Annotated in this window: 23 protein-coding genes; 9 read left to right on the top strand and 14 right to left on the bottom strand. The window is 64.2% G+C overall.

Annotated features, from left to right (window positions below):
* Position 1 precedes the first annotated feature (1 nt).
* A complete protein-coding gene (locus QRM57_RS20270; protein WP_284987971.1) occupies positions 2–1,234 on the top strand; it encodes a M20 family metallo-hydrolase in 1,233 nt (410 codons plus the stop codon).
* A complete protein-coding gene (locus tag QRM57_RS20265) occupies positions 1,231–2,667 on the top strand; it encodes an amidase (RefSeq protein WP_284987970.1) in 1,437 nt (478 codons plus the stop codon). The genes QRM57_RS20270 and QRM57_RS20265 overlap by 4 nt, the downstream gene beginning before the upstream one ends.
* A gap of 25 nt (positions 2,668–2,692) precedes the next feature.
* On the opposite strand, the gene QRM57_RS20260 is transcribed toward QRM57_RS20265, so the two are convergent.
* Positions 2,693–3,682 carry an LLM class flavin-dependent oxidoreductase gene (locus QRM57_RS20260; protein ID WP_284987969.1) on the bottom strand — a complete coding sequence of 330 codons (990 nt, stop codon included), beginning with the start codon at positions 3,680–3,682 and terminating at the stop codon, positions 2,693–2,695.
* 281 nt (positions 3,683–3,963) lie between these two features.
* Between QRM57_RS20260 and QRM57_RS20255 the strand changes: the two genes are divergently transcribed.
* Complete coding sequence (locus QRM57_RS20255) at positions 3,964–4,956, top strand: ABC transporter substrate-binding protein (RefSeq protein ID WP_257369316.1); 993 nt, start codon at positions 3,964–3,966, stop codon at positions 4,954–4,956.
* A gap of 99 nt (positions 4,957–5,055) precedes the next feature.
* Here QRM57_RS20255 and QRM57_RS20250 read toward each other — a convergent pair whose 3' ends face one another.
* Positions 5,056–5,985 carry a threonine/serine dehydratase gene (locus tag QRM57_RS20250; RefSeq protein WP_257369315.1) on the bottom strand — a complete coding sequence of 310 codons (930 nt, stop codon included), beginning with the start codon at positions 5,983–5,985 and terminating at the stop codon, positions 5,056–5,058.
* A gap of 85 nt (positions 5,986–6,070) precedes the next feature.
* On the opposite strand from QRM57_RS20250, the gene QRM57_RS20245 reads away from it, so the two are divergent.
* Entirely contained in the window at positions 6,071–6,511 is a 441-nt protein-coding gene (locus QRM57_RS20245) for a GNAT family N-acetyltransferase (protein WP_257369314.1), read from the top strand.
* A 72-nt stretch (positions 6,512–6,583) separates the two neighbouring features.
* A complete protein-coding gene (locus tag QRM57_RS20240; RefSeq protein WP_284987968.1) occupies positions 6,584–7,780 on the top strand; it encodes an FG-GAP repeat domain-containing protein in 1,197 nt (398 codons plus the stop codon).
* Here the strand turns inward: QRM57_RS20240 and QRM57_RS20235 are convergent.
* From QRM57_RS20235 to QRM57_RS20200, 8 genes are read right to left on the bottom strand one after another with little or no spacing between them, the layout of a single operon-like run.
* On the bottom strand, positions 7,777–7,938 hold the full coding sequence (locus QRM57_RS20235) for a hypothetical protein (protein ID WP_284987967.1): 162 nt from the start codon (positions 7,936–7,938) through the stop codon (positions 7,777–7,779). The genes QRM57_RS20240 and QRM57_RS20235 overlap by 4 nt on opposite strands.
* A complete protein-coding gene (locus tag QRM57_RS20230; protein WP_284987966.1) occupies positions 7,935–9,281 on the bottom strand; it encodes an NtaA/DmoA family FMN-dependent monooxygenase in 1,347 nt (448 codons plus the stop codon). Before QRM57_RS20230 ends, QRM57_RS20235 begins: the two co-directional genes overlap by 4 nt.
* Positions 9,282–9,290: 9 nt before the next feature.
* A complete protein-coding gene (locus QRM57_RS20225) occupies positions 9,291–10,352 on the bottom strand; it encodes an LLM class flavin-dependent oxidoreductase (protein ID WP_284987965.1) in 1,062 nt (353 codons plus the stop codon).
* The gene (locus QRM57_RS20220) at positions 10,349–11,170 is read right to left on the bottom strand and encodes a DUF1684 domain-containing protein (protein WP_284987964.1); all 822 of its coding nucleotides are present in this window, start codon (positions 11,168–11,170) and stop codon (positions 10,349–10,351) included. Before QRM57_RS20220 ends, QRM57_RS20225 begins: the two co-directional genes overlap by 4 nt.
* Complete coding sequence (locus QRM57_RS20215) at positions 11,154–12,320, bottom strand: LLM class flavin-dependent oxidoreductase (RefSeq protein ID WP_284987962.1); 1,167 nt, start codon at positions 12,318–12,320, stop codon at positions 11,154–11,156. The genes QRM57_RS20220 and QRM57_RS20215 overlap by 17 nt, the downstream gene beginning before the upstream one ends.
* Positions 12,317–13,336: an ABC transporter substrate-binding protein gene (locus QRM57_RS20210; protein ID WP_284987961.1), complete on the bottom strand. Its 1,020-nt coding sequence runs from the start codon at positions 13,334–13,336 to the stop codon at positions 12,317–12,319. Before QRM57_RS20210 ends, QRM57_RS20215 begins: the two co-directional genes overlap by 4 nt.
* 8 nt (positions 13,337–13,344) lie before the next feature.
* Positions 13,345–14,277, bottom strand: coding sequence for an amino acid ABC transporter ATP-binding protein (locus QRM57_RS20205; protein WP_235517943.1), 933 nt, complete (start codon positions 14,275–14,277; stop codon positions 13,345–13,347).
* Positions 14,274–15,239: an amino acid ABC transporter permease gene (locus tag QRM57_RS20200; RefSeq protein ID WP_257369305.1), complete on the bottom strand. Its 966-nt coding sequence runs from the start codon at positions 15,237–15,239 to the stop codon at positions 14,274–14,276. The genes QRM57_RS20205 and QRM57_RS20200 overlap by 4 nt, the downstream gene beginning before the upstream one ends.
* Before the next feature lie 288 nt (positions 15,240–15,527).
* On the opposite strand from QRM57_RS20200, the gene QRM57_RS20195 reads away from it, so the two are divergent.
* From QRM57_RS20195 to QRM57_RS20180, 4 genes are all read left to right on the top strand, one after another.
* The gene (locus tag QRM57_RS20195; protein WP_284987960.1) at positions 15,528–17,441 is read left to right on the top strand and encodes an FAD/NAD(P)-binding protein; all 1,914 of its coding nucleotides are present in this window, start codon (positions 15,528–15,530) and stop codon (positions 17,439–17,441) included.
* 45 nt (positions 17,442–17,486) lie between these two features.
* Complete coding sequence (locus QRM57_RS20190) at positions 17,487–18,005, top strand: GNAT family N-acetyltransferase (protein WP_284987959.1); 519 nt, start codon at positions 17,487–17,489, stop codon at positions 18,003–18,005.
* Positions 18,006–18,014: 9 nt separating this feature from the next.
* Entirely contained in the window at positions 18,015–19,718 is a 1,704-nt protein-coding gene (locus tag QRM57_RS20185) for a helicase HerA-like domain-containing protein (protein ID WP_284987958.1), read from the top strand.
* A gap of 151 nt (positions 19,719–19,869) precedes the next feature.
* Positions 19,870–20,850 (top strand): hypothetical protein, encoded by a 981-nt coding sequence (locus QRM57_RS20180; protein ID WP_257369715.1) that lies wholly within the window; start codon positions 19,870–19,872, stop codon positions 20,848–20,850.
* A gap of 17 nt (positions 20,851–20,867) precedes the next feature.
* On the opposite strand, the gene QRM57_RS20175 is transcribed toward QRM57_RS20180, so the two are convergent.
* The 4 genes from QRM57_RS20175 to QRM57_RS20160 form a co-directional block, all read right to left on the bottom strand.
* A complete protein-coding gene (locus QRM57_RS20175; protein WP_284987956.1) occupies positions 20,868–22,841 on the bottom strand; it encodes an NHL domain-containing thioredoxin family protein in 1,974 nt (657 codons plus the stop codon).
* Positions 22,841–25,051, bottom strand: a complete 2,211-nt coding sequence (locus QRM57_RS20170; protein ID WP_502868673.1) for a bifunctional copper resistance protein CopD/cytochrome c oxidase assembly protein — start codon at positions 25,049–25,051, stop codon at positions 22,841–22,843. The genes QRM57_RS20175 and QRM57_RS20170 overlap by 1 nt, the downstream gene beginning before the upstream one ends.
* Positions 25,052–25,176: 125 nt before the next feature.
* Positions 25,177–25,464: an HU family DNA-binding protein gene (locus QRM57_RS20165; protein WP_011776355.1), complete on the bottom strand. Its 288-nt coding sequence runs from the start codon at positions 25,462–25,464 to the stop codon at positions 25,177–25,179.
* A gap of 215 nt (positions 25,465–25,679) precedes the next feature.
* Positions 25,680–26,249 (bottom strand): GNAT family N-acetyltransferase, encoded by a 570-nt coding sequence (locus QRM57_RS20160; RefSeq protein ID WP_284987949.1) that lies wholly within the window; start codon positions 26,247–26,249, stop codon positions 25,680–25,682.
* Positions 26,250–26,378 lie beyond the last annotated feature (129 nt).

Raw genomic sequence — 26,378 nt, 5'->3', positions numbered from 1 at the left:
AATGACTTCCTCAACTTTTCTCCAGGACTTCCACCATGTGGCCACTATTGGCGCGACAGCCAACCACGGCGTTGATCGCCAAGCCGCGACGCCGGATGATGCCAGGACCCGTGACTGGTTCGGCCAATGGATTCACGACGCCGGATGGCAGCTTCAAGTGGACGGCATTGGCAATATGTTCGGGCTGCTTGAGTGGACACCCGGGGCCCCTTTTATCCTGATCGGTTCTCATCTGGACAGCCAGCCACTCGGTGGCCGGTTCGACGGAGCGTACGGTGTGGTTGCGGCCCTGCACGCTGCCCACGCCATCGACCTGGAAGTCACCGCCACCGGCAGTGCACCCCGGTTCAATCTGGCCGTCGTTAACTGGTTCAACGAGGAGGGGGGCCGGTTCGCGCCGTCCGTCATGGGGAGTTCCGTCTTTACAGGACTGTTTGACCTTGAACAGATGCTTTCCGTCCGGGATCTGCAGGGCGTCTCGGTCCGTGACGCCCTGCACGGCATCGGATACCTGGGCACAGATGCGGGTCCGGAGGCCGCCGGCTACGCGGAAATCCATATAGAGCAGGGACGCATCCTGGAACGTGAAGGCATCAGCATAGGTTTGGTGGACAGCAGCTGGTACACGCAGAAGCTGGATATCGAAGTGCTCGGCGAGCAGTCCCACACTGGTGCAACCGCCATGGCAGACAGGCACGACGCGCTGGTGGCGGCATCGAAAATCATCCTCATGGTCCATGAGGTCACCAAGGACTTTGAAGAGGAAGCGTTGGTCTCTTCCGTGGGGCAGCTAACCCTGGAGCCCAACTCCCCCATCGTCGTAGCACGCCGGGTGCACCTGGTCGCTGATCTGAGGTCAGGCGACCCCGAGATCGTCAATGCGGCCCGGGCCACTTTGCTGGGCGATATCGAGACGCTGGCCGCTGACCATGACATCAAAATCAACGTCAAGGACTTTGACATCCGCCCCATCAGGCGATTCCCGGAAGCCGGACTGGAACTGTCAGCCAAGATCGCCGCCAACCTTGGGCTGTCTTCCCGCCGCATCCAGACGATGGCCGGGCATGACTCCGTGGCCATGAACACCGCAGTTCCGTCTGTGATGCTGTTTGTCCCGAGTGTGGACGGCGTATCGCACTGCGAGCGCGAGTTCACCACCGATCAGGACATGGTGACGGGCGTGGAGATGCTGACGGGTGTTGCCCGTGAGCTATTGCAGGGAGCGCTGGCATGACCGGGTTGCACTACCTCGACGCCACCACTGCCTTGGGCCTGTTCCGGCGCCGTGAGCTCTCTCCGGTTGAACTGTTGGAGGCCACGATCGGACGCATCGAAGAGGTAAACGGCGGCATCAATGCGCTGACGGAGACACTCTTTGAGGAAGCCTTGCCAGCGGCGCGAAAGGCAGCCAACCAATATGCCCGCGGACGTGACATCAGTCCACTGCTCGGATTGCCAGTGGCCGCGAAGGAAAAGCATGGGATCCACGGCCGAACACTCTCCCAGGGACTGGTCGCGAGGAAGGACTCCGTCGCAGCGGCCGACCACCCCGTCATTGCCCGGATCCGCAGAGCAGGCGGCATAATTCATGCGCGAACCACTACACCAGAATTGAGCTGCGCAACGGTCACGCACAGCCCGCTATGGGGCGTCACCCGAAACCCCTGGAATCCGAAGTTCTCACCCGGTGGGTCGTCCGGGGGGTCGGGAGCGGCATTGGCTGCAGGATTCGCGCCACTGGCAACCGCGTCCGACATCGCAGGATCAACGCGGTTGCCGGCATCGTTCACAGGGACGGTGGGTTACAAAGCACCTTACGGAAGGATCCCGGGGCTGGCCCCATTGTCAGCGGACCACTACCGTGGTGACGGACCCATGGCACGTACCGTGGCAGACACGGCACTACTGGCGAACATTATGTCCGGGCGGCACCCCGGTGATCACACCACAGTGGCCGACGGGTCGTGGATTACTCCCGATCCGGGATCGGTGGCGGGTTTGCGGGTAGCACTTTGTATACGCCTGGGCAATTATCCTGTGGCTCCCGACATCGAGATCAACACCCGGCGAGTGGCAGAAGCCCTCAAAGCGGCTGGCGCGGTGGTCGAGGAGATCACCCTGCCTTGGACCGTCGAGGAGATCAGCCAAACCATGTTCACGCACTTCGGGTATCTGTTGGGCCCGGCAATGGAGGACGAAACGGCTGGCAGCGAGGCTCAGCTTGCCACGTACACAAGGCGCTTCATGGCTGACGCCCGCGCAGCAGCACGGGCTAACCGATACATCGACGGACTTCGGGCCGAGACCCTCCTGCAAGCACAGCTCGCAGAGGCCATGACCGGGTTCAGCGCCTTGCTGTGCCCGGCGTCGGCCGTCCCGGCCTTGGAGGCGGACGGCGATTACCTGGACGGAATCGACGCCCGCGGCCAACATTTCAGCCATTACTGGCAGGCGCATATGACCGCGCCGTTCAACATCGCCAACCGGTGCCCGGTCCTGGCTGTGCCCAGTGGCATGGCGGACTGCGGCATCCCCACAGGAGTGCAGATCGTGGGGCATCCCTTCGAGGATGCAACGGTGTTCAACGTCGGGGCGGCCGTGGAATCCGTGCTTCCCTGGGCTGATCGCCACCCCATGGCGCCTGAGTTGGCCGGGCTTTCAACGTAGCGGAGGGGCCAACAGCCCTGAAAGCCTAGGCGGGAATGAGCCCTGCAACCTCGGCCACCAGTTCAACCGAGCGAAGGCGTTCCTCGGTACCGATGCTCTGGTGCGCCACGATCAGTTCATCGGCATCGGCGAACGCCGCGAACTCGTCAAGGTAGTCGTGCACCACGTCAGGGGTGCCCACGGCGGAGAACTTCATCATTTGGGCAATGTGCTGCCCCTGTGGGGAGTCGAGGACCATGTCCGCTTCGTCGTCCGTGAACTCTCGGCCGCCGCCAAAGAACAGCGAAACGCGGGCACGCTTAACTGCGAGATGGATGGCCTGCGCTTCGGCGTTGCTGTCCGCAGCAGTGACGTTCACGCCGGCGATCACATGTGGCTCGGACAACTGCTCCGACGGCTTAAACTCGCGCCGGTAAATGGCTACGGCGTCCTGCAAGGCGGCAGGCGCAAAGTGCGAGGCGAACGCGTAGGGCAGGCCGAGCTGGGCCGCCAACTGGGCACCAAAAAGGGATGACCCAAGGATGTACAGGGGAACGTTGGTGCCCTTGCCCGGGGTGGCTTCCACGCCTTGGATCCGGGTGGGTCCTGTCAGGTAGCCCTGCAGTTCCAGGACGTCCTGCGGGAACCTGTCCGAGGACGTGTGATCCCGGCGGAGGGCCCGCATGGTGTTCTGGTCGCTGCCGGGGGCGCGTCCCAGACCGAGGTCGATCCGGCCCGGGTGGAGGGTCTCCAAGGTTCCAAACTGCTCGGCTATGGTCAGCGGCGAGTGGTTCGGCAGCATGACGCCGCCGGCACCGAGGCGGATGGTGTTGGTGTGCGCTGCGACGTGTGCGATCAACACGCTCGTAGCGGAGGAAGCAATGGCCGACATGTTGTGGTGCTCGGCGTACCAAACACGGCGGTAGCCGAGTTCTTCGGCTTTCTGCGCCATGGCAACACTGCCCGCGAGGCTTTCCGCCACCGTCTGGCCCTTCCCGATGGTCGCCAGGTCGAGGATGGAAAGAGGAACAGTCACAAGAAAAGCCTTTCGGTACGTTTCGCGGTGCCGGCACGGTTGATTGCCGGCACTCTAGCGACAACCACCACAATGGCCGCCTTATTTCTGTGAGTTGCGTCGCGCCCCTTTTTTCCGCCTTGCTTGGCCTGTTTTGTGACCCCGTTCGACGCCCGATTAAGCGCCATGAACGCCTGTATCCCTGCGTTTCAGAGCGCTTTGACCCGGCTCTCGCAGCTACCGGATAGTTGCAGCCAACAGCACGCATCAGACCTCCCAATGAGGGAACACGAGGAGTAACCATGGCACGTTTTGCAGTCAAGACCGGCGTCACTGCGGCGCTGGCCGCTACCGCCCTGTTAGGGCTCGCGGCCTGCTCGGACCCGGGCGCGACGGCGGCCACCAACGCAACTGCCCCGTCGTCGAACGCTTCGTCCGGCTCCACGACCAAAGAGTTCAACCTGACGCCGCAGCAGGACCGCATCAAAGTCGCCGTCGACTCGGCTGCCGCCGCCCTGGTCCCCGATGCCATCAAGGCCGATGGCAAGTTGACGGTGGTGACCACGGGAGGCACCCCGCCCCTGAGCACGTTCGCCACGGACAACAAGACGCTCATCGGCAGCGAGGTGGATATCGCATACGCCGTGGGTGAGACCCTGGGCCTTCAGGTCGAAGTCCTGCCCGTTGCGTGGGCGGACTGGCCGTTGGGCGTTGAATCCGGCAAGTATGAGGCCGTTCTCTCCAACGTCACCGTCACTGAGGCCCGCAAGGAAAAGTTCGACTTCGCCACGTACCGCAACGACCTCCTGGGCTTCTACGCCAAGAGCGACTCGGACATCGGCGAGATCAAGGAAGCCAAGGACGTTGCCGGGAAGCGCATCATCGTCGGCTCGGGCACCAACCAGGAGGCCATCCTGGTGCGTTGGGACGAGGAGAACAAGAAGAACGGCCTGCAGCCGGTCGCCTTCCAGTATTACGACGACGACTCCGCCTCCCAGCTCGCCCTTCAGTCCGGCCGCGCGGACCTGACGTTTGGCCCCAATGCTTCGGCAGCATACAAGGCAGCCAAGGACGGAAAGACCAAGCAAGTAGGCACCTTGGAAGGCGGCTGGCCGTTGAAGGCCGAGATCGCGTTCACCACCCAGAAGGGCAACGGCTTGGCGGTCGCGGCCCAGGCTGCGCTGAACACCCTCATCAAGGACGGCGATTACGGCAAGATCCTGGACCGTTGGGGGCTGTCATCCGAGGCTATCCCGGCATCCGAACTGAACCCGGCGGGTCTGCCCAAGAAGTAGGACGCCAGCTGTGGCAGGGCAGACCTGCCGACGCCGAATCCCCGCCGGACACCAACCGGCGGGGATTCTTGCGCGCTGGCCCTGGCAGGGCTGCCCTTGTCAGAAGTGCGCGGGATCAGTGTTGGCGCCGCAGAGAATGACCGCCACCGTTTCGCCGTCGTGCGGTTTATATGCTCCGGAGAGCAGCGCCGCGTAAGCCGCGGCGGCACCGTGCTCCACGACGATCCTGTGGTTCTCCCACAGGCTGCGCCGGGCCTGGATGATGTCCTCGTCACTGACAAGCACGCTGTGCACGCCGGTCCGCCGGGCAACCCCGAAGCCGATCTCCCCGATGCGCCGGGCGCCCAAGGAATCAGCGGCGATTCCGGAAACCGGCACGTCCACGGGTTGGCCTTGTGCGAGCGCTGTGTGCAGGGTGGGGACCGTCTCCGGTTCCACACCAACCACGCGTGCCCTGCCCTCGGTGGCGGCGGCGATCCCGCCTATCAACCCACCGCCGCCCACAGCGACCAGGATGGTGTCGACGTCGGGCAGTTCGTCCAGCAGCTCAAGCCCCACACCGCCGGCGCCGGCCACAATCTCGGGCTGGTCGTAGGCGTGGCAATAGACGGCGCCCTTCTCTTCCGCGAAACGAACGGCCGCCGCGTAGGCTTCCGCGTACTCCGCGCCACCCTGGACCACGGTGGCGCCGATGGCATACAGCTTGTGCACCTTGTTGGCCGGCGCGGATTCGGGGACGAACACCGTTGCTGGCACGCCCAGCTTGGCTGCGGCGTAGGCGTTGGCCAGCCCGGCGTTACCTCCTGAGGCAACCACGATCCCAACGTCCGGATCCAGTTCGCCGTTTTCCTTCGCCGTCAGCAGCCGGTTGAACGCACCGCGGGCCTTGAAGGAGCCTGTGTGTTGCATGTATTCGCATTTGAACCACAGGTGGTAAGGCTCGGCGCTCCCGCTTTCGGCCACAGGTGTGTGGCGGACCCAGCCTGACGTCCGGGAATATGCGGCTTCGACTTCTTCGCGTGTGACCATGTGGGAGGCACCTTTCGTCCGTTTCATCCTAAGGTCGCCAAGGTGACGGCGCTGCCACGGGCAGCGAGCGCATAGGCTGGTTCGCATGGCTGATTTCATTCTTCGTCCCTGCGTAGCCTCCGACGCGGCGTGGATCGCCGAGCTTCGTGCGGTGGTGATGCGCCCGGACCTGGAGCGCCTTGGAAGATTCGATCCGGTGCGGGTCCGCGAGCGTTTCCTGAAGGGATTCCAGCCGGAACATACTTCGGTGATCCATTCCGATGGGGTGGATGCCGGGGTGATCGCGGTCCGACCGGAAGCGGATGCGCTGTGGATCGAACACTTCTACGTGGCTCCGGCCCATCAGGGCAAAGGACTGGGCGGTTCCGTGCTCCGTCACGTCATGGAAGGTTCGGCGGACCACCGGCCGTTCCGGCTGGACGTCCTGCAGGGCAGCCCTGCGCGGCGACTCTATGAACGCCATGGCTTCGTGCTGGAGTCCGAGGATCCCATCGACGTTTTCATGGTCTCTACCGCAACCCCCTGACTGGAGCGCCCCCGGTGCGGTAGCCTCAGCACAAACCTACGCACCATCGATGCCGGCTTCCGGGGGGAAACAATGGGGATTATTCGAGCGCGCACTGTCAGGTTTGCATCGGCGGCGGTCTTGGGGTTGGCGGCGGGATTGTTGGGCACTGGCCTTTCCGAAGCAGCGTCCCAGCCAACACCGTCAATCGACGGCGTACCGTACGTGGGCGCCGAGATGCGCCGTCAGTACGACTACAGCTACAGCGGTTGCCGGAACCCTGACGGATCCGGCGACGGGATCACGCTTGAATGGTTGCGGGACGGTGTTCCCCTTCCCCAGGAGCGTCAGGGCGACGTCCTGAAAATCCTCCCGGAGGACAGGGACGGGCGGATATCGCTGCGGGTGCACCCGCTTACCCCAGGCCAGGCCGGTTGTCCCACAGGCACGCAATTGAGCGCGGAAACGCTGCCCGTCAAAGCCTCCAGCCGGGCGATGGGATGGACGGGGCGCGGCAATTTCGAGCCCTTGGCCCGGACCACCGACGGCAGACTCGTCCTTTACCCACGGACCTACACGTACTACAAGGGCATGTGTGAAGGCCCATGCCCTGCGTACAGGGGTTCCTGGGACGAACCCCAGCAGGTGGGGCAGGGTTGGAACGTCTTTGACATCGTGTTCTCCCCGGGCGACTTCGACGGCGACGGCTTCAACGATCTTCTGGGCCGGGACGCCGCGGGCAAGCTCTTCCTCTACCCGGGTGACGGCGAGGGCGGTTGGTTGCCCCGCCGCCAGGTGGGCCAGGGCTGGGGCGTCTTCAATACCATCGTGGGACCGGGTGACTTCAACGGCGATGGCACCAACGATGTGCTGGCACGCGATACCGGCGGCGGCCTGTTCCTTTACCCTGGCGACGGCGAAGGTGGCTGGCTTGCGCCCGAGCAGGTGGGGTGGGGTTGGCAGATCATGAACAAGATCATCACAGGCGGTGATATGAACGCCGACGGTGCGGTGGATGTTTTCGGCCTCGATCAATATGGCCAGTTGTACCAGTATCCTTCCGACGGCGAAGGCGGCTGGGAGCAGCCTTCGCAGGTCGGCGTCGGATGGGAGTCGTTCACCGTCGTGGCCGGACTGGGCAGTTCCGGCCACTCCAAATACAACGAGATCTCTGCCGTTGACGCCGACGGCAACCTTCTCGGCTACACCACAGGCGCGTCAACCGGAGCGTTGTACGGCCCGTATGGGCCCATCGGCCGAGGCTGGAACGTCTTCAAGGAGCTGCTTTAGAGCGGCTGCCCCAGCACCGTCAACTGCAGGCTGATGGTCCCACGCGAAGGGTCGACGACGGCGGCAGCCGCTTCGCCGCCGTCGGGCGCTGCGCCGTGCTGGTCCGGCGTGAAACCGAACCAGCGACGGCAAAGCTGCAGCAAGAGGCCCGTTTTCACGAGACCCGTACCGACTCTTCGGACCGCACCGGCGTCTCAAGCCCCAGGTTTTCCCGGAGTGTGGTCCCGCGGTATTCCGTCGGGTACACGCCGCGTTCCTGCAGCTCGGGCACCAGGTGGTTCACGATGTCGTCCAGGCCTGTGGGGATGAGCCACGGCGAGATGTTGAACCCGTCCACGGCACCCACCCGTGCGTACTCGGCAAGGTGGTCTGCCACTGCTGAGTACGAACCTGTGAACGTTGAGTCGATGCGCGCCGTCTTGGACGTAACGAAACCGCGGATGGACAGGCCCTTGTCCTTGGCCTCGGCCCTCCACTGATCGGCGAGTTGCCGAGCCTTGGCGCCGTGGAAACCGCTGCCGCGGGTCTCTGACGTTTCCTCGACCACGGGATCGATCTCCGGGAGGGGACCGTCAGGATCGTAGGAGGAGAGCTCGCGCCCCCAGAACTGTTCCAGGTACGCGATGGCCTGTTGCGGACCGATCTGCAGGCTGCGGACCCAGGCCTTTTTCTCCTGCGCTTCCTGATCGGTCGCGGCGAGGATGAACTCGCTGGCAGGCATGATCTGCACGGCGTTGGCACCCCGTCCGGCAGCGACGGAGCGGCTCACGATGTCGCGACGGAACTCCACGGCGTCGTCGAACTTGGGGTGTGCCGAGAAGATCACGTCGGCTTGGCGGGCGGCGAAATCGCGGCCTTCCGGGGAGTCGCCCGCTTGGAAGAGCACCGGCCGGTACTGGGCGCTGCGCGGCAAACGCGGTGTGACGTCCACGGTGTAGTGCTGGCCCTCGTGCCTGACGTGACGGGCGGGACCAGTGGCTGATTCCCACGAGTCCCAGATCCGCTTGGCCGTTTCAACAAAGGCTTCCGCGTGCTTGTAGCGGTCGGCATGGTCAAGGTACCCACCCCGGCGGAAGTTGGCCCCGGTCCAGGCGTTGTCCGTGGTCACCACGTTCCACGCGGCCCGGCCCCCGGAGATCAGGTCCAGCGACGACAAGCGGTGGGCCAGATCGGCGGGATCGTTGTACGTGGTGTTTTGGGTGGCAACGAGGCCGATGTTCCGGGTCACGGCGGCGAGCGCTGCGAGCATGGTCTGCGCATCGGGCCGGCCCACCACGTCCAGCGCATGGGGGCGCCCCAGGTGCTCGCGCAGCCGCAGTCCTTCGCCGAGGAAGAAGGCAGCAAACTTTCCGCGTTCGGCGGTCTGGACGATGTGGCGGAAAGACTCAAAGTCCGTTTGTGAGCCCGATTCTTCCGCTTTCCAGATGGTGCCAGAGTTGACGCCTTGGAAGAAGATGCCGAACTGGATCTGGCCGCTCGGCTGGAAAATGTCTCGAGTCATGGTGGTCCCTTACTTTCCGGCGGCGACGGCCGCGGCAGATGTCGAGTAGCGGTTCTGCGCGGGCCCCAGCCCCAGCACATCCCGGAACGTTCCGTCCTGGATGGGCGCCCGCAGCGAACCACGGCGCCTGAGTTCCGGAAGGACCAGACGTGCCAATTCCTCCAGGTCCACGTCCACCTCGGCGGGGTGGACGCGAACGCCGTCGGCCTCCCGCAGGAGTGAGTCCAGAAGTTCGGTCAGCCCGGCCGCGGAGCCGGCAAACCGCGCCCGTCCGCTGTCAGTGGAGGCCACCAAACGCGCGCCGGCGTCCTGCCCGCGCGAGTCCAGGACGACGTCGAGCTCCGCAACGACCGCAACAGCGGCACCAAGCCGGGCCCGCACGTCCCGGATCTCGGCAGCCAGCAGCTCCGCGGTTGGCGCTGAGACGAGCACTGCGTCGACGACATCCGCCGGCACCAGGCCCTCCCCCACCAACGACGCGGCGGCGAGCACAGGCAGCTGTCCTTGCAGCGGCCTCGGGATGATGGACGGACCCTTCACCGAATATGGTGTCCCGGCAAAGTCCGCGGGAGTTTCAAAGTCGACGTAGTGCAGCTTGTCGACGTCGATGTAGCGCCCGGTGGCGACGTCGCGGATCACGGCGTCGTCCTCCCAGGAATCCCACAAGCGGCGGCCGACCTCGATGGAGGCGGCAGCTTCCTGCGTCAGGGCTGCACCTTCAACAAAGGCGCGTCCGACGGCGGCAGCTGACTCGGGTGATTCCGCGGCGGTAGCGATCCACCCGGCACGGCCACCGGAGACGTAGTCCAGGCTCGCGAGCTGGGTGGCGATGTGGAACGGCTCCGTGTAGACGGTGTCCACTTCCGGCACGACGGCGATGGTGCGCGTGATGGGCCCGGCGAAAGCTGCGCGCTGGAGTGCGTTGACCCGGCCGGCCGCCGGTGCGTCCTTGAATGTTGCCACGTGGAACCCGGCTGATTCTGCGGCGAGCACGGCACCTGCCAGGTTTGCGTAGCCCGCCCCGTCCAGTTCAATGGCCAGGAAACCGGCTTGGTTGTTGTTGCTGCTCACTTCTGGTCCTGACGTTCGTAGGGGATCTTTTCGCCGGCTTCGATGGCCACCGGAAGCCGGTTTTCGGCCGGCGGCAGTGGGCAGGTCGCGAGGTCGGTGTAGGCGCACGGAAGGTTCACTGCGCGGTTGAAGTCCAGCTGGACGGTTCCGTCGGCTGCCGGGGTGACAGACAGCGAGCGGTTGGCGGCATACGTGGTCTTACCCGAAGTCTGATCGGTGAACAGCACGGACAGGGAGCCCGGCGCGTAGCCGTTGAACGCAGTCAGCGCCAACTCCTCGCCGGCAAGCTTGAAGCGGATCTGACCCGGCGCTTCATAGACATGCTGGATACCTTCCACCGCTGCGCCCACAGTGGTGGCGTGCGGCTGGTCAAAGGGAACAAACGTGCCCTCCACCGCGAAAGCTGCATTGGGAGTGTACGTGGGCGTGCCCTGATACTGCTGCAGAAGGGCATTTTCCGGGTTGCGCGGCCGCACAATGTACTCGCCACCACGCTTGGCTACCTCGATCACGGTATCGCCGGAGACCAGGTTGATCCCGCCGCGTTCGGCGATGGGTCCCAAGGCGATGCGGCCACTGAGCGCGACACCGTCCTGCTCCAGGCTTTCGCCCGGTTCCAGGACGACACTTACGACGTCGTCCTCCGCACTCCAGATGCCAGGCGCACCTTCCAGCCGGGTCGCCTCGCTGCTGAGCCAGTGCAGGTGGGTGACGGCAAGGAACCCGTGCGGGTGGGCGCGGTGTCGTTCGTGGGCGTCGTGCCAGTCCTGCCAGTCCTGTTCAAAGGTTTCACGGGCAGTTTCAGTGTGCGTAGACATTTGCGGTGTCGCTCCTGTTCAATGCGTGGTCGGAGGTGACTGCTGCTGCGGCATCCGGTTCGGTGGCCCCGGCGAACTCCGGGCGGCCACCAAAAGGATCCCCTGCTTCCCACAGCGTGGTGGGGGCCGCAGCCCGGACGGCCGGGACGACCTCAGAGGCAAAGCGTTCCAGGATCTCGAGCTGCTGTTCGAAAGGCAGGGTGGTTGGCAAGGAAATTGACTGGAGATCGTGGCTGTACAAGGAGTGGTAGCTGAGGACCTTGTCGATCACCTGCTCCGGGCTGCCCACCAATGCCGGGCCCTCGGCGACTGCGTGCTGGATGTCCCGGAAAGGCGAGTTGTTGCCCGGAACGTTCCGTCCGGCAGTCAGCCCCTCATAGACAGGGCCGTACTGGCGGATGGCTTCCTGGGTGGTGTCCGCGATGAACACTCCACCTGCGCCGCTGCCCGAACCAAGGTACTGGTGCCGTGGATCGTGGCCGTGGCGTTCGTACTCTTCGCGGTAGTGGTCGATCAGGACCTTGTAGTTTTCCCGCGGTTGGATGGCGTTGGCCGTGAACAACGGGTCGCCCCACTTGGCCGCGAGCGCGGCGGACGTCAGGGTTGTAGCCGAGCCGTGCCAAATCCGGGGTGATCCGGCGAAGGGGCGTGGCGTCGTCGTCGTTGGTTCGGTGAGTGCGGGCCTGAAGCGGCCGGACCAAGTGACACTTTCCTTGCGCCATAACGTGCGCAGCAGCGCATACTTTTCGGCGAGCAGGTCCCATTGGTCGTCCAGGTTTAGGCCGAATAGCGGGTACTGCAGCACCTCGTTGCCCTTGCCAATCACCAGTTCCAGGCGTCCACGGCTCAGCTGGTCGATCGTGGCGTAGTCCTCGGCCACCCGCACGGGATCCAGCACGGAGAGCACTGTGACACCGGTCTGGAGGCGGATGCGGCTGGTGACGGCGGCGATCGCGGCGAGGACCGTCGTCGGGGATGACGAGACGAACTCGCCGGCGTGGCGTTCCCCCACGGAGAAGCTGTCGAAGCCGAGCTCCTCTGCCCGGCGGGCCGTCTGCACTACCTGGTTGAGCCGATCAGCAGTGGAGACGATGTCCCCCGTCACCGGATTCTTCAGGTGCGGAATGATGTCAAGGACCTGGAACTTCATTTGCCGGTACCGAACGTCGCTTCTGTGACGGTCTTCGATTCCGTCACGGCTTCTTCGGAGAGGCCCCAGCGTTCCAGGACCTTGGCATAGGAGCCGTCCTTGATGGTGGAGTTCAATGCGTCGGTGATGGCCGGGGCCAGTCCGTTGCCCTTGAGCGTGGTGGCGGCAACCAGTGTTTCAGCGGGCCAGCCGGCGTTGACCTTCCCCACTACCTTGAGGTCGTCGCGCGTGTTTTCGCGGTACGTGACAGACGGGTACGGGGCCAGGTTCAGGTCGGTACGGCCGGAGGACAGCGCCAGGATGGTGTCGGCGTCGGAGGAGTAGTACTGCAGCGTGGCCGGCGCCTTGCCCTTCGCTTCAAGCTCCTTGTTCCACGCCAGCAGGATCTTCTCCTGGTTGGTGCCGGACCCTACGGAGACCTTCAACCCGGAAATGTCGTCCGAGCCCTTGATGTCGTAGCTGGAGCTCTTCTTCGCTTCAAACCCCATGTAGGCGGCGCGGTACGTGGAGAAGTCGAACAGCTTCACGCGGGCGGCGTTGATGCCCACGTTGGAGAACACAGCCTCGAAGTCGCCTGACTGGGTCTTCAGCGGCCAGTTCTCCCACGAGGTCACCTGGAGGTCCAGTTCCAGCCCGAGCTTGTCGGCCACGAGCTGGGCGATGTCCACCTCCACGCCGATGGGGGTCTTGTCATCCGTGGCGTGGAAGGACAGCGGGATGGAGCCCGCCGTGGTGGCCACGGTCAGCTTCCCGTCCTTGGCGATGGCGGCAGGTACCTTGGCGGCCGATGCGGCGTCCTTGTCATCGCGGACCCGGTTCTGGTCAACAGAGGTGTTGTACACAATGCCGTTCTTGGCGGCCGCCGATTCCGGCTTGGCTGCCGACGCTCCGGGATCGGAGCAACCGGCCAGCACGGGAAGCACGACGGCCGGAAGTACAGCGAGTGCCAGAAGGCTGCGTTTGGTGGGGCGCAGCTTGGTTTCATGCGCGGCGACGGCGGAGGTAGTGCGAAGCATGGAGTGTCCTAGATGTTGAAAGCTGGTTCGATGACTTTGGAGAAGAAGCTCCGGGTGCGTTCCTCGCGCGGGTTGGCGAAGATCTCCTGGGGTGAACCGGATTCGATGATCAACCCGTCGTCCATGAAGACCACGGTGTCTGCCACGTCCCGGGCAAAGCCCATCTCATGGGTCACAATGATCAGCGTGGTCCCGGACTTGGCCAGTTCCCGGATGACGTCCAGGACCTCATTGACCAGCTCAGGGTCCAGTGCGGAGGTGGGCTCGTCGAACAGCAGGATTTTGGGGTCCAAAGCCAGCGCACGGGCAATGGCGACGCGCTGCTGCTGGCCACCGGAGAGCTGCCGGGGGTAGGCGTCGGCACGGTCCTTCAAGCCCACCCGGTCCAGGAGTTCCAACCCGCGTTTCCGGGCTTCGGCCTTGGAGCGTTTCTGCGCCACGATCGGCGCCTCAACGACGTTCTCCAGGGCTGTGAGGTGCGGGAACAGGTTGAAGCTCTGGAACACCATGCCAATGTTGGTGCGCTGCTTGAGGATGTCCTTCTCGCGCAGTTCGTGGAGCTTGTTGCCGCGCACCTCGTAGCCCACCAGTTCGCCGTCGATGGTGATGTATCCGCCGTCGACTTTTTCGAGGTGGTTGATGGTCCGCAGAAGCGTGGATTTGCCGGACCCGGACGGTCCGACGATCACAGCCACGCCACCAGGCTGCACGGTGAGGGAAACTCCCTTGAGGACCTCGGTGGCGCCGAAGGACTTCCGGACGTTGGCGATGTCGACCTGGCCGCGGGTGCCGGCCTTGGCCTGGGCTGAGTCGTTGGCTGCCTGGGCTGACCCGGTAGCGCCCACGGTTTCGCGGGATTCGCCGGCAGCCTCCCCGGCTGCGGTTTCAGCGGCAGCCTGTGCCGCCGTCGTTTTCTGCTTGCGTGCGGCGATGATGCTCATCGGGCGTCCTTCGTGGGGGAAGAGGCAACGTGGGTGGCGAAAAACTTCCGGGCCTTCTGCAGCGGCGTGAGCGGCAAGGTCCGGAGGGCGCCCTTGGAGAAGTGGCGCTCAATGTAGTACTGGAAGACGCTCAGCACGGAGGTGATCACCACGTACCAGAGGGTGGCAACCAGGAGCAGCGGGAGCACCTGCTGGGTCCGGTTGTAGATGACCTGGACGGTGTAGAAGAGCTCGGAGTAGGCCAGGACGTAAACGATCGAGGTGCCCTTAACCAGGCCGATGATTTCGTTGAAGGCGTTGGGCAGGATGGCGCGCATGGCCTGCGGCAGCACGATCCGGGTGGAACGCTTCCACGCCGGGATGCCCAAAGCCGATGCTGCTTCCAACTGGCCCTGGTCCACGGAGAGAATGCCGCCGCGGATGATCTCCGCGGAGTAGGCCGCCTGGTTCAGGGTGAGGCCAAGCACAGCAGCGGCGAACTGGCTGATGAGCGTGGTGGTCTGGGCCTCGAAGAACCGGACGTCCGTGAAGGGGATGCCCAGGCTGATCTTCTCGTACAGGTAGCCCAGGTTGTACCAAAGGAGGAGTTGGACCAGCAGCGGTGTGGAGCGGAAGATCCAGGAGAACGTCCAGGACACTGAAACCAGCAACGGCGAGGCAGACAAGCGCATGAGGGCAAGGATGAACCCGAGCACAAAGCCCAGGACACCGGAGATGGCCGTGAGCTTGAGGGTCTCCACCAAACCGTTGACAACGGACTGCGCGGTGAACCATTGGGCCACCACGCCCCACTCCCAACGGGGGTTGGTCACCAGCGACCAGGCGATGGCGGCTACTCCGGCGGCAACCAGGACGGTGCCCACCCAACGCCAGGGGTGACGGGCCGGGACCAGCTTGTATTCGGAGTAGTCCGGGGTGGGCGGTGCGGTGTCCGCCGTGGCAGGCGGTGCTATTGCACTCATGCGCCACCTCATTTCAGATCGGTTGTTGTCTAGTGGATGGCTGCCAATCTATGGGCGCGCCGAAGCCGCCAGCAAGGCGGGAATTTGCACTTCTTCACTGGACTTCGCGGGGCTTCGCAAGGCTTCGCACGGCGTCACAATCACCGTCATCAAGCGCCATATGCGTCGGGATTTTGCGTGCCTTAACGCGGTGTTACGCGTGGTGAACGGCCGTTACCCGCTCCTCGACCGGCATGCTCCGAGGTCCCTAGATTGGACTGCACCAACCACTGTTTGCCAGGAGATCCCATGCCGTCACGAGTTCCCGCCCTCGCCTTCATTGGCGGCGGTCCGCGCACGGCCGGCGTCCTGGAACGGCTGGCAGCCAACCGCCCCGCGTTGTTCGACGGCCCCCTGGACATCCACGTCATCGAGCCGCATCAGCCGGGCTCGGGCAGGATCTGGCGCTACGACCAGGACCCCGGTCTCCTGCTCAACTCAACGGCAGCGGACGTCACCATGTTCACTGACGCGTCGGTGGCGTGCGATGGACCCTCCGTCGATGGGCCGGGCCTCGCAACCTGGGCCGCGGGGGTACTGGATGGCACCATCCGCGACGTTCCAGCGCTGGAGCCGCACCTGCTCGCACAGCTCCGCTCGCTGACGCCGTCGTCCTTTCCCACCAGGCAACTCCAGAGCAAGTACCTTGAATGGTTCTTCCGTCGGGCTGTCTCTTCGCTCGGCACAGAAGTGACGGTCACGGTCCATCAGGACACGGCAACCGCCGTCGAACGCGCTTCCGACGACGGTTCCCACCACGTGAAGCTGGCTTCCGGTGCCGGGGTGGCCGCCGACGTCGTGGTCTACGCGCTCGGCCACACCGATTCCTTGCTGGACCCCGAGTCCGCCCGCCTCAGCGATTTCGCTGCCACCCACGGCGGGTTCCATGCGCCGCCGTCGTACACCACTGATGTGGACTACTCCGCCGTGGAAGCAGGCCAGGACGTGATTGTCTCCGGAATGGGGCTCGCGTTCGTTGACCTGCTGGTGTTGTTGTTCGAAGGTCGCGGCGGAAGGTTCGAGGAAAGGCCCGACGGCGAACTCGACTACGTGCCATCCGGCGCCGAACCCCGGGTCTGGGCAGGGTCGCGGCGCGGGGTGCCGTATCACTCCAAGATCTCCTCGGAGCTGCGCGGCGAGCCGATTGCCCGCCCCCGGTATTTCACTGCAGAGGCTGTCCAGTCGTTGTTGGCCGAGCATCAGGAGCTCGATTTCCGCACCCAACTGTGGCCCCTGATCGCGAAGGATGCCGGCTACGCCTACTACCGGGAACTGTTCACCGGGTACCCGTCACGGGTGTTGGGAACGTGGGAGAGCTTCGAAGCGCACTTTGACGCCGTCCAGTGGTACAGCTCGGCACGGGAAGAGCTGGTGGCCGTATCCGTGCCGGATCCGGCCCTCCGGCTGGATCTGGAGAAGCTCGACCACCCGTTGAGCGGCTGCGCTTTCGCCGACCATGACGCCGTGCAGCGTTCGGTGGCCGCGTACATCCAGAACGACCTCAACCTCCGCACCAGCAGCGACCACTCCGAAACCCTCGCACTGTTCACCGCGTTGTTGTTTGTGTACATGGATCTGGGCCGGCTTGTCCCGCAGGAGCGGCTCAACGCCCGCTCGCAGCAGGCTATCCACGGCTGGTGGCACGGCTTCTTCAGCTTCGTTGACTCCGGGCCCCCTTCCCACCGCCTCCGCGAAATGCTGGCACTGCACAGGGCCGGGCTCCTGAAATTCCTGGGCCCGGGCATGTGGGTTCGCGCTGATGAATCCCTTGGCCGGTTCGTCGCGGGCTCCTTCCAGTCCCCCGTGGTGGTTGACTCGTCCGCATATATCGAGGCGCGGTTGCCCTCGGCGTCGGTGGAGCGGTCCGCCAACCCTGCCCTGCTGCACCTGCACGACGCCGGATGGGGAACCGAACAGCGGCTGCTCACCTCCGAAGGAACCCACTCAACGGGGAAACTCCTGGTTTCCGGGAATCACGAAGTATTGTCCCCTGTTGGTATTCCACAGAAGGGCTTGTTTGCGGTGGGACCATGGACCTCCGGTTGGGGCGCGGGCGCCTTTGCCCGTCCCAACACCAACGCAGCTCCGTTCCGGGAAAATGACGCCCTGGCGCGGAGGATCCTGTCCGCGGTTGCCGCCGTCCCCGCGCTCCAACCCAACTAGTTCGCAGCTGTGACCTGGTTGGTATCCGTTCACGAAAGGCATGACATGACCACTTCGCCGACCCTCTCGACGTCGGACATCACCGTCCTGAGCCTGCCAATGGACGATCCTCGCGTCCGCCCGCTCCTGGACGAGCTCGCCGTCGAATATGAGACGCGCTACGGGAATCTGTTCAGCAGTGAGGGCGCGGCCGAGGAACTCAACCGTTACCCTGCCGAAGAGTTCGCGGCTCCGCACGGTGCGCTCATCATCCTCCAGGAGAACGGCGAATCAGTGGCCGGCGGCGCCTTCCGCCGTTATGACCAGGACACCGCCGAACTCAAGAGGATTTGGACGCACTCAGCGCATCGCCGTCGCGGCCTGGCACGGCGGGTGCTCCTTGAGCTCGAAGCCGAGGCCCTGCGCCGCGGCTACTCCAAGCTCTACCTGACCACGGGTCCCCGGCAGCCGGAGGCCAAAAACCTGTACCTGGCCACAGGGTATACGGCGCTGTTCGACCTCGCCGCAGACCCCGAAGAAATCAAGCATTTGGCTTTCAGCAAGGATCTTGCCGCGCACAGCTAAGCTATGCGCATGGCCAACAAAAGCACTGCCGAAAAACTAGCCACCATCCAGCAGGGCTACACCCTGGAAGGTGCCACCATTGAGCTTGGTGCAGCGATCGTGGACGGCGAAGTCCACAAGGAGGCGCAGGTCCGCCTCCCGCTGGCCATGATGAACCGGCACGGTCTGGTGGCCGGAGCCACAGGTACCGGCAAGACAGTCACGCTGCACATGATCGCCGAACAGCTTTCGACGGCGGGTGTCCCGGTTTTCCTCGCCGACATCAAAGGCGACCTGTCCGGGCTGGCGACGCCCGCAACCGGGAGCGAGAAACTGACAGCCCGTACCTCTGCGCTGGGCCAGGACTGGTCCGCGAAGAACTTCCCCGTTGAGTTCCTGTCGCTCGGTGGCGATGGCAACGGCATCCCGGTCCGCGCCACCATTACCTCTTTCGGGCCCATCCTGCTCTCGCGCATCATGGACCTCAACGACACCCAGGAGTCCAGCCTCCAGCTGATCTTCCACTTCGCAGACCAGAAAAACCTTGAACTGATCGACCTCAAGGACCTCCGTGCCGTCATCCAGTTCCTCACCTCCGACGAGGGCAAAGCGGAGCTCGAAAACCTGGGCGGCCTCTCCAAAGCCACGGCCGGCGTGATCCTGCGCGAACTGGTGGGATTGGAAGCACAGGGCATGGAGAAATTCTTCGGCGAACCGGAGTTCGATACCGCCGAGTTGCTCCGCACAGCACCGGACGGCCGCGGAGTGGTCAGCTGCCTGGAACTCCCGACGCTGCAGACCAAGCCCCTGCTGTTTTCAACCTTCCTGATGTGGCTCCTCGCCGACCTCTTCGAAGACCTGCCCGAAGCCGGCGACCTGGACAAGCCCAAGCTGGTCTTCTTCCTGGACGAGGCCCACCTGCTCTTCAACGACGCTTCCAAGGCGTTCCTTGAAGCCATCACCACCACGGTCCGGCTCATCCGGTCCAAAGGCGTGGGCATCTTCTTCGTCACCCAAACTCCCAAGGACGTTCCCGCCGACATCCTGGGCCAGCTGGCCAACAGGGTGCAGCACGCCCTGCGGGCCTTCACCCCCGAGGACGCCAAGGCGCTCAAAGCCACGGTGTCCACGTTCCCGGTCAGCGACTACGACCTGGAGAAAACACTGACTTCCGCCGGCATCGGCGAAGCTGTCATCACCGTCATGAACGAAAAAGGAGCTCCCACGCCTGTTGCCCTGACCCGGCTCCGGGCGCCCGAGTCCGTCATGGGACCCAGCACTGACGAGCTCATCCGGAGCACGGTGGCTGCGTCCGCGCTGTTGTCGAAGTACGGTACCGCCGTGGACAACGTCTCCGCGTACGAGAAGCTGAACGGCCAGGTTGCCGCCTCCACAGGCGATCCCGCACCGGGCCTGCCGCCCGCGCCGGCTTCCTCCACGGGAACATCGCAGGCAGACATCGACGCCGAAGCCCGCCGTATCGAGGAGGAAATCCTCGGCCGTCCAAGCTCCCGGCCTTCCACCCCCGAGTCCTACCCGGCCCCGCCCATGCCGGCCCCTCCCGCGCCTGCCCCGGCACCCAACCCACAGGACGGAATGTTTGGTGACATCGCCGGCGCCTTGGGAGGTGCGTTGGGCGGTGGCCTCAAGAGCATGGTCCGGTCCATGGGCACCCAGCTTGGCCGTGACCTCATGCGGGGTGTCTTCGGCACCTCCTCGCGCCGGCGTCGCTAACCCTCTTTGCCGGGCCCGGGCGGCGGCACCATAAGCTGCCGCCCGCCGTCGTGCCTTCTCCACACGGTGGACATAAGTCGCTCCGACGCCTTCGTGCACAGTGATTTCGGCTGCGGCAGGTAACGTAAAGGGCGTGCAGTTGAGTCAAGCGATGGTCAGGACCGCAGCCGGGTGGCTGCTCGGTCTGATGCTTGCTGCCGCCGGAGCCATAGTATGCATCAACCTGGTGAGCTCCTCGGTGGCCAGTCCCCAACAGCCCGTCAAGGAATACCTCCAAGCCCTGCAAAAGGGTGACGGCGCACAAGCACTGGGGCTGCTAAGGGCCAAAGTTCCCAGCGCCAACGCCGCAATGCTCGACGGAACCGCGTTACAAACCGCCGCCTCCAAGATGTCAGACGTCAAGGTGGGGAACCCCGAATCCCGTGGCAGCAACCGGATGGCCGTGCCCGTGGAATACACCCTGGACGGCAACCGCCTCCACACCGAATTCCTGATGGAGCGCACCGGAACCCAGTGGCTGTTCTTCACCAAATGGGCCTTCGTGCCCACCACCTTGCCCACCATTGACGTCACGGTAGTCAATGCCAGCGAAGCGACGCTCAACGGTGTCCCCGTCAACATGCCCAACGGCCACAACACCTTCGCCGTCTTTTTCCCCGGCAAATACGAAGCAAGCCTGAACGGCACCTATTTCGAGGCTCCTCCTGCGTCGGCGCTCGTTTCTACGCGCGACGGCGGAACAGCCCCCCTGAACCTCTTGACGAGGTCCACGAAGGCCATGAATGACGCCGTCGCGGGCAAAGTCAAGGAGTTCCTGGACACGTGCGCGGTCCAGGCGACGGAACAGCAACGCCTCCAGCCGGACTGCCCCTTCTACCACGTCAGCAATGCCCGGGTAGTGGACGGAACCATCAAATGGGCCATCACGGAATACCCCAAGGTCACCATTGAGCCCTTTGGCGGCAAGTGGGTCGTAGCGCCCTTGAATGGCAAGGCAACGCTGACCGCCCGCGAAATCGACCTCTTCACGGGCGCAGGCAAAGACCTCAGCGTTGAGCACGACTTCAGCTTCACCACCCAGTTGGACGTCAGCGGCGACACCGTGACGGTGACGCCCATGCTGACGTTCTGAGGCCTGTCCGTGGGTTCTTAGTCCATGCCGCGGAGGTCCAGCACCAACTCGGACTCGCCATCGGCCTGCAGGACCACGGGAATGCCCCAATCCTGCTGATAGAGGTGGCATGCAGCGTGGTCCGGGATTTCGCCGTCTTCGGTCTCGGGTCCATCACACGCGGCAGCACGTGCCGTGATGTGCAGGATGCCCTCGGGAACGTCGGCCGACAGTTCAAGGGTACGGAGCAAGCCCACCGACGTCCCTCCACCTGAAACCAACAGCTCAGGGGGTGTGGAGGAGATCTTCAACTGCGTCGGGTCACCCCAGCGATCGTCAAGCTTCTGGCCTGTGGGGGCCTTGAATCGCACGGCAAGCTCAAGGTTTCCCGGCGTGACAGGGCTCTTGGGGCGATGCGTTTGCGACGCACCCTCGTCCACCTGCTGGGCTTCCTTCGGGATGGGAACCAGGACCAGCTGGTGCTTGTTCGACTCCACCACGACAAGCAACGGCTCGCTGCCTTCCACTTGAACCACGACGACGTCGCTCGGCTCGGCGAGGCCCCTCGCCAACGTGGAGACAGACTTGGCGGCGGGGTCGTACCGGCGAACGGCGCCGTTGTATGTATCGGCAATGGCCACTGAACCGTCAGGGAGGACCGTGACGCCCAAGGGGTGCTGGAGACGGGCCTCTGCGAAGTCACCGTCCCGGAACCCGAAGTCGAACAGGCCCTTGCCTACGGCGGTCTCGACGGTCACGCCGGAGTCGCTGAGAACCAGGCGGCGCAGGGAGGACGTCTCAGAATCGGCAACCCAGATGTTGTCGTCCGCGTCGATCGCAAGGCCGGACGACTGGGCGAACCAGGCTTCCTCGGCTTTGCCGTCCAACAGGCCTTCAAGCCCGGAACCGGCAAGGATCGAAACCTCGTTGGTCAGGGGGTCGAAAGCGAAAATCTGGTGGGTTCCGGCCATCGCAATGACGACCTTCTGCAGCTTCTGGCTCCAGACCACATCCCAGGGCGAGGACAGGGAAACTTCAGTGCCAAGTCCCAGTGCTCCGACGTCCACGGAGTCCGCCGCAAAGTCGGCCGGACCGTCGTCGTGGTGTTCGGACCACGTACCCGCACCCGAGTCGGTGACCCGGGCGGGACCGGCGTCCAGCAGGCGCTGCACTCCGTTGCCCGCAACGGTTTGCACATAGCCGGAACTGAGCGTCACTCCGCGCAGCCGGTGGTTGACCGTATCGGCCACCACGGCGTCGTATCCGAGCTTCCATGCGAGCTCAGACGGGAGCAAAGCTACGCCCTGCGGCTCGTTGAACTGAACGATCTCAGCTTGTCCGTCCAAGTAGCCTTTGGTCCCCGAGCCAATAACGCGCTCCACGGTCTCAAGGTCCGGGCGGAGCTCCACCAGCCGGTGGTGACCGGAGTCCACCACGAGGTAGTTGCCATTGGCCAGTTGGGTGGCCTTCCCGGGGAAGCGCAACGTGCCCGACGTCGGCTCTGGAGCCACGTACGGACCGTTGCCGCGGTGGAGGGTTCCCTTGGCTTCGTGCTCGGCTACGAGCTCCTCCAGGAGCACGGCAAGGCCGCCTGCGTGGCCCTCGCCCGACAGGTGGGCAACAATGTAGCCCTCCGGATCGACCACGACGAGCGTTGGCCACGCGCGGGCCGTGTAGGCCTTCCAGGTGGCAAGCTCAGGGTCGTCAAGGACCGGGTGGTGGATTTCGTAGCGTTCAACGGCTGATGCCAGGGCCACCGGATCGGCCTCATGTTCGAACTTGGGCGAGTGCACGCCTACCGTCACCAGGACGTCCGAGTACTTTTCCTCGAGCGGGCGGAGCTCATCCAGGACGTGCAGGCAATTGATGCAGCAGAACGTCCAGAAGTCGAGCAGCACGATCTTTCCCCGCAGGGATTCGAGATCCAGTGACTTGCCGCCCGTGTTGAGCCAGCCGCGGCCCTCCAGTTCGGAGGCCCGGACCCGGAGTTGGGTGCGTACGGTTTCGCTCATCAGCGTCCTTCCAGCTTGGTTTGTGGTTCAGTCTGCCCGGCGGGGTCCGTGGTGGGGTCCGTCCGGGCAGGTTGCGTGCTCCGGCCCGCCATCTTGGCGTCACGATCAGCCAGGCGGGCAAACATATCGTTGTAAGCACTGAGATCGGCGTCGTTATTCCTGTCGGCCGCCCGGTCCACCCTGCGGGTCTCGCGCTCATCGGAACGGGACCACATGACAGCCACCCCGATCGCCACCAGCAGCGTGGGTATCTCGCCGATGCCCCAGGCCACGGCTCCACCCAGTTGTTGGTCTCCCAAGGCCGACGGGCCCCACGCACGGCCGAGGTTTCCGAAGTAGTCCGCGGCGAGCAGGCCCGTACCACCCATGATGGCCACGCCGAAGAAGGCGTGGAAGCCCATCGTGGCCAGCAGCAGAAGCAGGCGCATTGGATAAGGGGCACGGCGTGGCAGGGGATCGCTGCCGATCATGCTGAGCACAAAAATGTAGCCCGTTAGCAGGAAGTGGACATTCATCAGCTCGTGGCCAACGTGCTCGCGCATCGCCAGGCCGAAGAGATCCGAGTAATAGAACAAAACGATCGACCCTGCGAAGTTCGCTGCGGCGAACAGCGGGTGGGTAACGATCTGCGAGAACCTGGAGTGGACAAACAACAGCAACCACTCGCGCAGTCCCCGGGAGCCCTGGGCTCCTTCGCCCCTGGCCGGGAGGGCGCGCAAGGCGAGGGTTACCGGCGCCCCGAGGACCAGGAAGATCGGCGCCACCATGGTGAGGGCCATGTGGTCCACCATGTGCGCGGAGAACAGCACCCTGCCGTAGACAGCGGGCGGACCTGACGTGATGTACGTGAGTACCACCAAGCCGATCGTCCAGTTCGCAGCCCGGAACCAGGACCACTTGTCTCCACGCTTGCGGACCTTCACGACGCCCATGACGTACGTGACTGCGCCAAAGAGCGCTACACCTACCCACAGCCAGTCGAAACGCCACTCAGTGAGCCACCGCTCGGGCGTCAGTTCGGGTGGCAACTCGTAGCCGGAGAGGATGAACGACGGCGACGCGTCCGGCGCGTAGGTGGTGGGCTGCGGTGGTGCCGAGCGCCCAAGCGCAACGGCGAGGCCCGACGTCGCACCCATCACGAGCAGTTCAACCAGCACCAACTGCCACAGCACGCGGCGCGCGGACATGGAACCGCCCTTGCCGAGCTGGGGGATAACCCACTGACGGTGCATGAAACCAATGCCGCCCAAGACCAGGGTGGCCAGCGCCTTGGCGACGATCAGCTGGCCGTAAGGCGAACCGAAAAGGTCCGCCGGGTTGGTGACCCGGATGGCTGCGTTGATGACACCCGAGGCGAACACAAGAACGAACGCGAAGCCTGCCAGGGCGGAGAAGCGCCGGAGGGTTTGCTCCGTGATGTCCGGGCGCCCTTGGCTTCGTGAACCCGTGAGGAGTCCTGACAGGACGGCGAGCATGATGATGCCACCCACCCATGTTGAGACTCCCACCAGGTGAAGGCCCAGGGAGTTGATGGCACCTTCATGGTCGCTGGAGCTTGAAGAGTGCCCAATGAGGGCAGTAGGAACGAGACCAATAAGGGCCAAAAGAAGAGTGAAAGCCAGGCCCGTCAATGACCTGACGCCGAACAGTGCCGTGGTGACCACTGCGGCGATAATGGTGACCGCGAGCCACGCCTTACCGGTGTCGATGTCGGTCATGAAATACACCAACGCCCGAGTGAACTCGGCGTCACCGGAGAGTCCCTGGCCAGCGACATCCGCGTACGTCAGAACGAGAACCGCTACGGCCGACAACGTCCAGGCGGCACCGGCGGCCGCAGCAACTCCAAGGGCCCGGGTAAACGCCGGATGCTCCGGAGCGTCCAGGTCCTTCTCCCGTGATCGGGAGCCGCCGAGGTTCCTGGGCAGGATGCCGACGGCGAAGATCAGCCCACCCACGACGGTGGCCACAGAAATGTTGTGTACGGCTTTTGCAATGGGAAGACCCCATCGGACCAGAGCGCCGGGATCGGAGACCTGCCGGGCTGCGGCAGCTCCGGAGAAGATCAGTGCCCCGGCCAGAACCAGGAACAAGACCGCCAAGCCGGCCAGCTGCCATGGAATGGAAATTCCCGCGACGGAGTCACCTCCACGCGTTCCCGGCTTGGGAACGGGCGAAGGGGCAGTTGCGGAGCTTCTTGCTGACGGCACCTATCCATTGTCCGCTACCCGCTCCCGGGCTGCGAATCGTAAGGGGCGCTATGTGCATTAACTAACAGCAAAAGGGACGGCAACCATCAGGTTGCCGTCCCTTCAAGGCGTTCGCCGAAGAGTAATTACTTCTTCTTGGCGACAGCTGCCTTCAGCTTGGAGCCAGCGGTCAGCTTGACGCTGTGGCCGGCTGCGATCTGGATGGTTTCGCCGGTCTGCGGGTTGCGGCCGGTGCGAGCTGCACGGTCGGTGCGCTCAACTGCGAGCCAGCCCGGGATGGTGATCTTTTCGCCAGCGGCGACAGAAGTCTCGAAAACCTCGAACAGTGCATCGAGCACGGAGTTGACTGCTGCCTGGCTGGTGCCAGCCTTGCCTGCTACCTCTGCAACGAGTTCACTACGGTTCTTAGCCATTTACGTCCTCCTGGACTCATACGTTTTTGAGCTTTCAAGCGGAATGCGAGCAAGCCACTGTTCGAAAACTTACCAGCTTGGGCAGCCATGGCCAGCAAATTCCGCGTGTTTCCGCGCCTTTTTGACCAAAATCACCGCAATTTAGGGGTTTTTGGGACCGCTTTACGCCCTTGGCGTACCCTTCGCCGTCGGCAGGGAGCCGTCGTCCGGTCCTGTCAGAACAGGATGCGTTGGAAGAGGACGTGATCCTGCCACTTACCGGCGATCTGAAGATACTCTGGCGCCATCCCGATCCGCTCGAACCCGGAGCGCTTGAGTACCGCCTGCGAGGCCAGGTTGTGGACCAGGGTCGCGGCTTGCACGCGATGGAGTCCCAACTCATCCGCAGCCATGGTCAGGACATGACCCACGGAGGCAGATGCCAGGCCTCTGCCCGTGAACTCCTGGTCAATCCAATACCCCATGTTCGCGCTGAGAAACGGTCCGCGGACGAGGCCGGAGAGCGTGATTCGGCCGATGACCCGCTGGCCCGCGGTAATGACCCAGGGCACCTCGCTGCCGGCAGCGAACAGGTTCAGTTTGGCTTCCACGTCCCTGGCCTGACCAACTTCGCTGAAGAACTCCTCGCTCCGTTGGGGGTCCCATGGGGCCAAGTGCTCACGGTTCCGCGTGTAGGCAGCGGCCAAAGGGCCGGCATCCTGGAACTCCAACGGGCGCAAGGTCAATGGCCCGCGCCCGTCCGCGGTGTGGGCGGCGTCAAAGGGGATGTTCCGGGTGAGATTCATCCCACGACAGTACCTGAGCTGTTGGGGTGTTAAATGGGGGGAGCCCCGACCGTCGTGGTCGGGGCTCCCCCTTGTTAATGGTTGTCCGGCGGTGTCCTACTCTCCCACACCCTCCCGGGTGCAGTACCA

It is taken from the genome of Arthrobacter sp. fls2-241-R2A-172, from assembly GCF_030208885.1.
Taxonomy (GTDB): domain Bacteria; phylum Actinomycetota; class Actinomycetes; order Actinomycetales; family Micrococcaceae; genus Arthrobacter.
Note: the sequence above shows the minus strand (reverse complement) of the source record. Positions and strands in the feature narration are given on the sequence as shown.